The sequence below is a fragment of the Segatella sinensis genome (genome assembly GCF_040095255.1).
Classification (GTDB): Bacteria; Bacteroidota; Bacteroidia; order Bacteroidales; family Bacteroidaceae; genus Prevotella; species Prevotella sinensis.
This window is the reverse complement of sequence record NZ_JBBNGE010000082.1, coordinates 1-8,901: the sequence shown is the minus strand read 5'-3', so window position 1 is coordinate 8,901 and position 8,901 is coordinate 1. Positions and strand designations below refer to the sequence as shown.

The window sequence follows — 8,901 nt, the reverse complement described above, 5'->3', positions numbered from 1 at the left end:
TGCGTCTTGATGAAAGAAATCATCCAAGTCCTTATCTCCGCAACTAAAACTTTCCAGCTCACCCTGAGTTGTAACAGAATATGGAAAGTCCCCACAACTATTTTGCAAAAGGTCCTTTTCCTCCATGTTCTTTCATATATTTACGTGAACGTTCCATAATGCGATCAATATCCTCAAAAGAAAAGACTAATTTTCTCCTTTGTGGATTGCGCTCATTCTCCTCAGCCTCACGAACAAACCGTTCTGCAGTCTCACCTGTCAAAACAGGAATACTTCTTATTTCTAATGCCATAACCTTTCATTTTAAACGTTTAATAATGTCGCAAAGTTACGCTTTTTCTACGAAACCACCAAGAAAATCACAATAAATTTCCCAGTTATGTCAATCCAAAACGTTTCAACAACTTCATGGAAACATTCTCATAAGAACAAATGGCCTTTTTTATTTCTACCAAATCATTCTTATTAATTTTTCCCTTCATCTTATCTATTGAAAACAATTCTGCAAATCGTTCCTTTGAAATTCTTTTAAAATCAGAGCAATCGACAAATCTATCTTGGTCACCCAAAAACTCATACTCAGAAGCCTTCAATAAATAGTGCAATTTCCTTCTACTTTCAGGAAGGTGCTTATTGATTTCTGAGTTGATAAGTACAAAACCAATCGCATTTCCTTCTTGGTCTTTACCCACAACTACAAAGAACTTCTTTCTCCCTTCATCTCCTTTATTTTTAGGAATAATACCTTCTTCTTTTGTCATACAAAGACGATAAACTTCACCTTCCTCAACTGTATCAAGGAGCAAGTTTTGAAGCTGATTATTATTTCCCAGCAATTCTTTGAAGTTCACCATAGCCTAAGCCTCCAAAATAGAATCTATAAATTCCTGTTCCTGGAGATACTCTAAAAACTCATTAGAAGCATCACCTGCTTTTGCAATATTCAGAGAGGTCATAACAGCATTATGATTCTTATCCCATGCCTCATGCCAGGCAGAATCATGAGATAGCTCAGACAAAGTCTTGGTATCCATATCTTTGTATTTATCAATGGCAGCATCCAACGCTTCTATCTCAGCTTTACTCAATTCGTCCAAGTCAGGCTTTTCGCCAGCTTTCACAAAAAACCAAGCGCATTCCCCACCAGCAGGTAACAAAGAATCGCTAATAGCTTTGACATCCTTATTGTTTCCCTTGCCATTCATTAATTTCAAGGCATCATAAAGATGAGAGGGAACCGGTCCGTGTTCCATGGCGATAAAAGTATCCTTAACTAAATGTTGACCATATTTTGCATAGAGATTCCTTTCCGCAAAATAGATAATCTTAAACAAATGAATGAAATCCGTTTCACCACATTTGTCTAAGACATACAAAGCTACCGCCTTAAGCTTAGCGATATCCTCCGCCGACATTTTATTCATACTTCTCATAATCAAATCCTTCTATATTTAACACTTCTGCCGCAAAAATACGCTTTTTCTTCTAAACCACCAAGAAAAAAGCAAGAATTCTGCAAGTCATCAGCAAAATCTCCCGAAATCTGCAAAATCCCAGACCGAACAGGTCAAAATCTGCGTCATCTGCGAATTGAAAATCGGCGGCCGAAGGGAAAGCCAAATCTGCGTGACCTTTATCTCAAGACCGAATAGGTCGAAAAGCCTTAATCTATATTAAAAGATTCCCCCTTCTGCACCATTCTCCTCCATAATGCCGTATATTTGCACTCAGAAAGTAAAACGTTAATAATGATAAGCTTATGGTACAGACATCAGAAACCATCCGAAAGGACAATCCACAGAAAGCCCTGCAGGAAGAGGACGAAGTAACTGCAAGAGCAAAAGCAGCATTCGCAGAAATTAGGGCTATGGCAGAAAGAGGTGAATTCCCAGAAATGACTCTCGATGAAATCAATGAAGAAATCAGAGAGGTCAGACGACTAAGGAAAGAGCGCAACCATTCATAATGGCTAAATAAAAAGCCTCTCTCTTTGGGCAAGAGAGAGGCTTAGTAAGACTTTATGGAGTTCTCCTTGGAAGGAGAAAACTAGGTGGTTCAAAGAATTTCACTTCCATCGTAAGTATCCGCTCAACGCCGTATTGCATATCTCAAAAAAATGTTGTACCTTTTTGCAGACTCACGCATCTCCTTCACCTCATTGTCACCGATTACAACCTCGGCGAACTTTGGCTTGCTGTTTAATTGTTTCTTGCCTTGTACCATAATTTGAAAAATTTAAAATCATGGTGCAAAGGTACGAAACTTTATCTAGGCACACAATACGGCTTTCACCGAATACTTACGATTCAAAAAAATTCTTCAATGCATATCGAATCGCACGATTGATAACATAAGAAGACTGTTTGCAATGCATCACTGCCATAACAACCACTTCATATCTATCAATCAAACAAAAAACCATATTAGGACCAATATTGAGATGCCTAACCTTAATGCCATCTGAAGAAAACTTTTTGTCCCAAATTCCTATATCAGGATTTTTCCTCAGCTCATTAACCTTATCAAGAATTCTTCGAAGAGATTTCTTTGCAGTTATCTCTCCAAAGTTATCAACAACATATTACATATCTGCTCGTAGTTGTTCTGAAGCAAAAGGTAACCATCTCAGTTCCATCCCATAGCCTCCATGACAGATTTTTCTACTTGTTCTTGGGTCAAGCAACGACCAGCACGATGTTCTTTAACAGCATATTCCGCCAACTCTTTCATGAGTTCTGGTGACAGCTGATTTATCAAATCGTCATTTCCATCTTCCTCATCATAAAGAGACATCTGTATCAATTCGGCAAGATTACTTCTATCTTCCCGACTCCAATTCTTGATTTCATTCCAATATGGAAGAACCATATTTGCTGTATTACCAGTTGTATACATAATTCTAGCCTCCTATTTATTCTAGTTCAACATTCTGTCGCCAAAGTTACGCTTTTTTCTCTAAACCGCCAAGAAAACCACAAGAAATCTGCAAGTTATCAACGAATTAGCCTTAAAATCAGTAATCTATACCCCCATTATAGCAAACCCACCCCATACTGTCTTCACCTTTCCCCAGGCGGTCCCATCCCGCACAACATGGCGTAGACCGCTTTGGTCCGACAACCTTATAGCGAAGCGGTTCCGAGCACGGGCGGTTTTCTCCCTCGCTCCTGAGGTTTCTGTCCCCTAAAAGGGGAACCGAAGGGGGCGTAAAGACTTGGAGCAGACCGAGATGAGTTCCTTCTGCAACTTGCTATAATCAATAGTTACGACATCTTAAACTATTAATTAAGATGATTGTTTCCTAGATTCCGCAATAATAACTCCACGAAATCCTTTATATTTACAACAAAAATGCGAGGAAATTCAACCTCATTGAGAATTTTAAAGTGAGCATCATTACTCACTATACAACTTGCACCAGCAGAAAAAGCACAATCTACAAATTTGTTGTCATCCTCATCAGCTTGAATGAGATGCAACTTATAATAGGGTGTTACGAATTCCACATTCTTTTGACTTAGAATCACAGACACAACATTACTTGCAATATTGGCATTAGTCTTTTGCTCTATGATTTCTAAATACTCCTCAATAATTTCATTTGTGACACACAAGGTCAACTTACCTTTCAAGAAATCATCCCAAATCTTACGATAAGGGCTTATCCTTGGAAGGCTCATCAACAAGCAATTAGTATCAAGAACTATCTTTCTCATTTGCCAGAAGTACGTAAATGCTCATTTCCCCAGCTCTCGATGGTATCAAGAGTTATACTTCCATTATCGCACAACTCATCAATCCCCTCATCAACCTTCTTTGCAAAGTATTGAGAGAGAACATTTTCAAGATTATCTAATTCCTGTGGAGTCTTGATATAAGACATCATTTGAAGAATCTTCATCTGAGCAGGGTTAAATACAGTCTGTTCCATTTTATTTCAATTAAACGTTCAACTTTGCCGCCAAAATTACGCTTTTTTCTTGAAATCACCAAGAAAATCAAAAGAAATCTGCAACTTATCATCAAATTCTCTGGATATAAGCTGTAAACTATAAACTATTAGCTCTAAACAGTAAACTATTAATTATAAATTGTAAATTATAAACTTCCCACCCCCGGCGGTCCCAGCCCGCACAAGATGGCGAAGACCAGAAGCAAGTTGTAATAAGGCGGTCCCAGCCCGCATAATATGGCGCAGGGCTTTGATGCCCCGCCAACCTTATAGCATAGCGGTTCCGAGCACCGGAGGGCGGTTACATCCTTCCCTTTTCGAGAAGGGTTTCTGTCCCCTGTAAGGGTAACCGAAAGGGTCGTAAAGCCTATTGTGGCTTGGTTAGGATGTGGAGCTCTCCTTGCAGGAGAGACGGAGAGGTAGAAAAGTCAGCACCGGAGGGCGTTTTTCCTCTTCTTCCCTGAGGTTTCTGTCCCCCGCAAACGGGGGAACCGAAGGGGGTGTAAAGACCATTGAAGAAGACCGAGATGAGAGGTGGAGCCTTCCTTAAGGGTAAGGAAGGACGAGTAGGTTTTCGAAAAAGCCTTTTTTAATGGTAAAGAAGGACGGGATGATTTTAGAAAAACAGCACTGCTGGGCGATTACATCCTCTCGTCCCTAAGGTTTCTGTCCTCTTGAAGGGGAACCGAAAGGGGCATAAAGATTTTTAAAGGCAGGTTTTCAAAAGACAGCTTCAGAATCCTTTTAAAGATTAATCTTTAATAGATGTTTTAAGAATTCATCCAAACCAACAACATCAAGACCAGGAAAATCTTTCCACTTTATTACGTCATAGTGATGATCTTCGGTAACTATATACCTAGCACCAGCAGTTATTGCACAATCCACAAATTTATTGTCATCCGGATCTTTTTGAATCAAATTGAAATCAAAATATACGGTTATGAATATAGTATAAGGATTACTAACAATTGCATCAATGATATATTTGGCAGTCTCTTCATTGGTCAAGAGATTTAATATTTCCTCATATTCGTTTAATATGGAGGTAGTGACGCACAAAAGATTAGTACCATCAAAAAAGCTATCCCAGATTCGACGATATGGGCTTCTTGGTGATATACTCTGTATAAGGCTGTTAGTATCCAAGACTATTCTTTCCATAAGATCTTACTTTTTCAACATAGTATGTAAGTCTTGATGGCGTAGTTCATCAAGCTTTGACTGATTCAGCTTCCCAGAATTCCAAAGACCTTCTAAGCAAGCATCTGCTTTTTTGCGAAAATAATCACTCAAAACATTTTTCACTTCAGAAAGTCTTTCTTCTGAACCATCAAAGGCAAACATCTTCAACAAGTGTTGCTGAACCGGATTAAATATTGCTGTTTCCATAAACTTTATATTAAACGTTCATTCTCTAATGCAAAATTACACTTTTTCTTCGAAACCACCAAGAAAATCGAAAGAAATCTACAAGTTATCAGCAAATTAGCCTCAAGATCAGCAATCAATCACCCTATTATAGCAAGTCCACCCCATACTGTCTCCACCTTTCCCCAGGCGGTCCCATCCCGCACAACATGGCGCAGACCTTTGATGGTCCGACAACCATAAAGTGAAGCGGTTCCGAGCACCGGAGGGCGGTTTTCCTCTTCTTCCCTGAGGGGAGAAGACCGAGATGAGAGGTGGAGCCTTCTTTAATGGTAAAGAAGGACGGGATGATTTTAGAACTCCCTTCCTTAATGGTAAAGAAGGACGAGATGATATTAGAGGGCATCAACTCCTCAGCAATGTAAATCACCGTTAGAACGTAACTACTGATTTTCAGCAGTTAGCACATCCAACATTTTTCAAAAAAAGCATATTATTAATTGGTATTGCCAAAGCTACCTATTAGGCCGCCTTGACATTCACCTTTTTGTTCGAGTTATAATTACATGGGATTAGGGACATGAAGTCTTGCTCCCCCTCCATCAGTCGGGTGAGTATATCTTCTATATAATCGCCAAAATTAATGTCATTCAACTTCTCGGGAACAAAATTCTCCTCAACTGTCAAAGCGATAAACTCACCTTCGCCTAGCTTCTTGTTTTCATCTGGTTGAAGTTTATTTGAACGATATGATTTCTTAAACTTTATGAGCCAGTCATAATCCACTGCCTCCTCCTTACAATACTTGCGCAAGCTACGACCTTTACAATTTTGGTTGTAATCCTTCATCACTTTTTCGAAATATTCCCTTGTTTCCATTATCAAACTGTTTTAATTACGGATGCAAAGGTAATATATTATATAGGTACCGCCATACGGGCTAATGGTGATTTACGGATTCAACACCTCTATGAAGCCATGAGCAAAGCCACACATGAAGAAGAGGCTGCTGATGATGAGGAAGGGCACCAGATAGTTATGCCCTTCGTATCTGAAGAAGGATTGCTTCATCATATTTTTCTTTATTCTTTTTTAGACACTTACCGATGTAAATACCTCTATGGTTTGCCAAACATTTACCTTCCTGTTTAGCAAACAAACTACAATCTTGACAACCACCTTGATGATACAGATTAAATGTTTCTTGCCTTGTACCATAATATAAATAATTTAAAATCATGGTGCAAAGGTACGAAACTTTATCTAGGCACACAATACGGCTTTCACCGAATACTTACCACACATTTACACTAGACAATGTAACTTTTAGCTATATGAATGTCTAAAATTACAGTTACGACTTCAGAACTATCAGCTGATAATATCGCTCTAAGTCCCTTCTCGTAATTCCAAAAGAATTGAAGCATCGTCTTCGATTTCATATTAGTAGAATCCTCAGAAAAATAATCTACCATCTGATTAAGAACAAACACAAGATAAAACCTCAAATTACTTGCTACATTCTCAATATCCTGTTTTAGCGCCGCTTCATGTACAAGCTCGTTCCTTAGCCTATAGATTCGAGATATATGCTGCAATAGATGCGTCTGATGGTTTACGATATAATCCTTAACTTTATCTTTATGATGGAGATGAGACTTCATATTTGTAATCCTATACTTCAATAGAATACTATCTAAACCAGCCACAAGCTCAGGTTCATTAATCTTTGCAATTAAATCATCTTCATCATTTAAGATGCCTTCACGATGCATCCAATTTTCTAGATAGAGAAGGTTTCGCTTGACATAACAAGCAGAAAGTATATTTACTAGATTTTCCTTAATTCGAGAATACGTGTTATCCTTGCTTGACGATGAAGCAAAAATAAACTCTAAAGCTATCCAATAGTTGATAAACTGTTGTTCCAACTCCACTTGACCATCGCCTATTCGCAAATGGCGTAATGCAGCAGTAATTCTGTCCTTTACATCAGTAGTGACAGACTCAGAATTATCTATTCGGTTTAATTTCTCATATAAATGATTCCCTTCATCTTTCAAAAACTGACCTCCATTATCCAGTTCGAAAAACTTTTCAGAAGATACAAGATAACCATCTTCATTATCCCAAAAGGCAAGAGCATAATTGGGCAGAGTATATCCATATATAAGATCTTGCCTATAGTCCAACAATTTAGACAGTTCGTTGTACGTCTCTCTTACAGCCATATAAGCATCTAGAGCATTTACTTTCTTGATATAGAAACGTACAGAATTCCTCTTTTTACCAAAAGACTTATGCATCCCTACATAGTCCTTCAAGTTATCTAGAATCTCCTCTTTCAATTGCTCTGCAGCATCCGTTGCCCTTTGAGCATTCTTTGTATATTTGAAGTTGAGTTTAATGACAACGTAGAACGAGAGCTGCTTTAATTCCGTAAACTTAAGTTTCATTTCAGAAAAAGCATCCTCAAATGACAAACCTCTTCGGTTTTTCTTAAAAGAGTTGAAGAATTTATATAGGTATCGCTTTGAATAACCAATCGTCAGCAGTTCACAAGCAAAAGATGATAACAAACCATCAAACTCTCTCAGTTTAGGACTAAATCGTTCAGCTTCTATTTCTCCCTCCATTGTAACTTGCGCCTCTATACTTTTTATTAAGTTAGCCAAATAGACACCATCATTCGAAGCCAAGCACTCATTTACCAGATAGATAAGTTTGTTGGTTTCCTCCTCAAGAGGCATATCTTTTTTGCTCTTAGAGATGCTGGCATAGCTCTTCAAATCCCCGACAAACAAAGCCTTGGTATAGCTAGGGAATATAAGTCCAGAATCCTTCTCTATAAGATTGATAGCTTCATCAATGCAGAGCCCTACTGTTTCAAAACGCTTGACATTTCCAGCGAGCCAACCTTCCAAGACATAACTCAGTTCTCTCAAAATCGTATGAGCATTATTAGCCCTTACACGATAGCTGTCAAGGGTGTCTTTATGCATAATTTCAGCCATTCTATATTTGAAGAACTCTTGAAAATTCTCTTATTTTATCTCAATTAATGTTTTTTGTGAGTAAAAATTTGGAATTCACATAGAAAATTATTAATTTTGCGGCGCAAAACTTAATATTGATAATAAGGGAGAGCATCACTCCAACGAGACGATTTGTCCTTGGTTTCGATCAACCTCCCTACAGTATACTGGGCATCCTCTATGGATGCCCTTTCTTTTAATATCGTTTACATGTTCCAAGGTAAGTATCCGCTCAACGCCGTATTTCGAATCTCAAAATAAAACAGAAACTTTGCACGGCTGCTACGAGCATTCACACTCTCTCGCATTTCCTTCGCCTCATTGTCGCCGATTACAATCTCGGCGAACTTTGGCTTGCTGTTTAATTGTTTCTTGCCTTGTACCATAATTTGAATAATTTAAAATCATGGTGCAAAGGTACGAAACTTTATCTAGGCGCACAATACGGCTTTTACCGAATACTTACGTTCCTTGAAACTCCTTTGCCACACCAAGTCTTCCAATCAATACTGCAGGATAACTCCTTGTTCTCTTTGAATTCGG

13 protein-coding genes and 1 pseudogene are annotated in these 8,901 nt (G+C 38.4%); 1 reads left to right on the top strand and 13 read right to left on the bottom strand.

The window, feature by feature from the left end; translation table 11 throughout:
• Nucleotides 1-97: 97 nt before the first annotated feature.
• The 3 genes from AAAT87_RS14480 to AAAT87_RS14470 all read right to left on the bottom strand — a co-directional run bounded on the left by AAAT87_RS14480 (nucleotide 98) and on the right by AAAT87_RS14470 (nucleotide 1,424).
• On the bottom strand, nucleotides 98-292 hold the full coding sequence (locus AAAT87_RS14480; RefSeq protein WP_117695150.1) for a hypothetical protein: 195 nt from the start codon (nucleotides 290-292) through the stop codon (nucleotides 98-100).
• Between the two features lie 85 nt (nucleotides 293-377).
• The gene (locus AAAT87_RS14475; protein ID WP_349226812.1) at nucleotides 378-854 is read right to left on the bottom strand and encodes a hypothetical protein; all 477 of its coding nucleotides are present in this window, start codon (nucleotides 852-854) and stop codon (nucleotides 378-380) included.
• A gap of 3 nt (nucleotides 855-857) precedes the next feature.
• Complete coding sequence (locus AAAT87_RS14470) at nucleotides 858-1,424, bottom strand: Panacea domain-containing protein (RefSeq protein ID WP_349226811.1); 567 nt, start codon at nucleotides 1,422-1,424, stop codon at nucleotides 858-860.
• Nucleotides 1,425-1,759: 335 nt separating this feature from the next.
• On the opposite strand from AAAT87_RS14470, the gene AAAT87_RS14465 reads away from it, so the two are divergent.
• The gene (locus AAAT87_RS14465) at nucleotides 1,760-1,966 is read left to right on the top strand and encodes a hypothetical protein (RefSeq protein ID WP_296973908.1); all 207 of its coding nucleotides are present in this window, start codon (nucleotides 1,760-1,762) and stop codon (nucleotides 1,964-1,966) included.
• 333 nt (nucleotides 1,967-2,299) lie between these two features.
• On the opposite strand, the pseudogene AAAT87_RS15600 reads toward AAAT87_RS14465, so the two are convergent.
• The 10 genes and pseudogenes from AAAT87_RS15600 to AAAT87_RS14420 form a co-directional block, all read right to left on the bottom strand.
• Nucleotides 2,300-2,569 (bottom strand): annotated as a pseudogene (locus AAAT87_RS15600) (type II toxin-antitoxin system RelE/ParE family toxin); the annotation flags it as partial.
• 56 nt (nucleotides 2,570-2,625) lie between these two features.
• On the bottom strand, nucleotides 2,626-2,895 hold the full coding sequence (locus AAAT87_RS14460; protein ID WP_119249992.1) for a hypothetical protein: 270 nt from the start codon (nucleotides 2,893-2,895) through the stop codon (nucleotides 2,626-2,628).
• A 386-nt stretch (nucleotides 2,896-3,281) separates the two neighbouring features.
• Complete coding sequence (locus tag AAAT87_RS14455) at nucleotides 3,282-3,716, bottom strand: putative toxin-antitoxin system toxin component, PIN family (protein ID WP_349226810.1); 435 nt, start codon at nucleotides 3,714-3,716, stop codon at nucleotides 3,282-3,284.
• Complete coding sequence (locus AAAT87_RS14450) at nucleotides 3,713-3,931, bottom strand: DUF8507 family protein (RefSeq protein WP_117588186.1); 219 nt, start codon at nucleotides 3,929-3,931, stop codon at nucleotides 3,713-3,715. Before AAAT87_RS14450 ends, AAAT87_RS14455 begins: the two co-directional genes overlap by 4 nt.
• Nucleotides 3,932-4,696: 765 nt before the next feature.
• On the bottom strand, nucleotides 4,697-5,116 hold the full coding sequence (locus tag AAAT87_RS14445) for a putative toxin-antitoxin system toxin component, PIN family (protein WP_296973922.1): 420 nt from the start codon (nucleotides 5,114-5,116) through the stop codon (nucleotides 4,697-4,699).
• 6 nt (nucleotides 5,117-5,122) lie between these two features.
• The gene (locus AAAT87_RS14440; protein WP_296973925.1) at nucleotides 5,123-5,344 is read right to left on the bottom strand and encodes a DUF8507 family protein; all 222 of its coding nucleotides are present in this window, start codon (nucleotides 5,342-5,344) and stop codon (nucleotides 5,123-5,125) included.
• A 501-nt stretch (nucleotides 5,345-5,845) separates the two neighbouring features.
• Nucleotides 5,846-6,202: a hypothetical protein gene (locus AAAT87_RS14435; RefSeq protein ID WP_349226809.1), complete on the bottom strand. Its 357-nt coding sequence runs from the start codon at nucleotides 6,200-6,202 to the stop codon at nucleotides 5,846-5,848.
• Nucleotides 6,203-6,274: 72 nt separating this feature from the next.
• Nucleotides 6,275-6,397: a hypothetical protein gene (locus AAAT87_RS14430; protein ID WP_349226808.1), complete on the bottom strand. Its 123-nt coding sequence runs from the start codon at nucleotides 6,395-6,397 to the stop codon at nucleotides 6,275-6,277.
• A 236-nt stretch (nucleotides 6,398-6,633) separates the two neighbouring features.
• Nucleotides 6,634-8,337 carry a hypothetical protein gene (locus AAAT87_RS14425; protein ID WP_349226807.1) on the bottom strand — a complete coding sequence of 568 codons (1,704 nt, stop codon included), beginning with the start codon at nucleotides 8,335-8,337 and terminating at the stop codon, nucleotides 6,634-6,636.
• Nucleotides 8,338-8,564: 227 nt separating this feature from the next.
• On the bottom strand, nucleotides 8,565-8,744 hold the full coding sequence (locus AAAT87_RS14420; protein WP_349226806.1) for a hypothetical protein: 180 nt from the start codon (nucleotides 8,742-8,744) through the stop codon (nucleotides 8,565-8,567).
• Between the last annotated feature and the right edge of the window lie 157 nt (nucleotides 8,745-8,901).

Excerpts from the sequence above, each read along its gene's own strand:
- AAAT87_RS14480 (WP_117695150.1), bottom strand. The coding sequence starts at position 292 with ATGGCATTAGAAATAAGAAGTATTCCTGTTTTGACAGGTGAGACTGCA.
- AAAT87_RS14475 (WP_349226812.1), bottom strand. The coding sequence starts at position 854 with ATGGTGAACTTCAAAGAATTGCTGGGAAATAATAATCAGCTTCAAAAC.
- AAAT87_RS14470 (WP_349226811.1), bottom strand. The coding sequence starts at position 1,424 with ATGAATAAAATGTCGGCGGAGGATATCGCTAAGCTTAAGGCGGTAGCT.
- AAAT87_RS14465 (WP_296973908.1), top strand. The coding sequence starts at position 1,760 with ATGGTACAGACATCAGAAACCATCCGAAAGGACAATCCACAGAAAGCC.
- AAAT87_RS14460 (WP_119249992.1), bottom strand. The coding sequence starts at position 2,895 with ATGTATACAACTGGTAATACAGCAAATATGGTTCTTCCATATTGGAAT.
- AAAT87_RS14455 (WP_349226810.1), bottom strand. The coding sequence starts at position 3,716 with ATGAGAAAGATAGTTCTTGATACTAATTGCTTGTTGATGAGCCTTCCA.
- AAAT87_RS14450 (WP_117588186.1), bottom strand. The coding sequence starts at position 3,931 with ATGGAACAGACTGTATTTAACCCTGCTCAGATGAAGATTCTTCAAATG.
- AAAT87_RS14445 (WP_296973922.1), bottom strand. The coding sequence starts at position 5,116 with ATGGAAAGAATAGTCTTGGATACTAACAGCCTTATACAGAGTATATCA.
- AAAT87_RS14440 (WP_296973925.1), bottom strand. The coding sequence starts at position 5,344 with ATGGAAACAGCAATATTTAATCCGGTTCAGCAACACTTGTTGAAGATG.
- AAAT87_RS14435 (WP_349226809.1), bottom strand. The coding sequence starts at position 6,202 with ATGGAAACAAGGGAATATTTCGAAAAAGTGATGAAGGATTACAACCAA.
- AAAT87_RS14430 (WP_349226808.1), bottom strand. The coding sequence starts at position 6,397 with ATGATGAAGCAATCCTTCTTCAGATACGAAGGGCATAACTATCTGGTG.
- AAAT87_RS14425 (WP_349226807.1), bottom strand. The coding sequence starts at position 8,337 with ATGGCTGAAATTATGCATAAAGACACCCTTGACAGCTATCGTGTAAGG.
- AAAT87_RS14420 (WP_349226806.1), bottom strand. The coding sequence starts at position 8,744 with ATGGTACAAGGCAAGAAACAATTAAACAGCAAGCCAAAGTTCGCCGAG.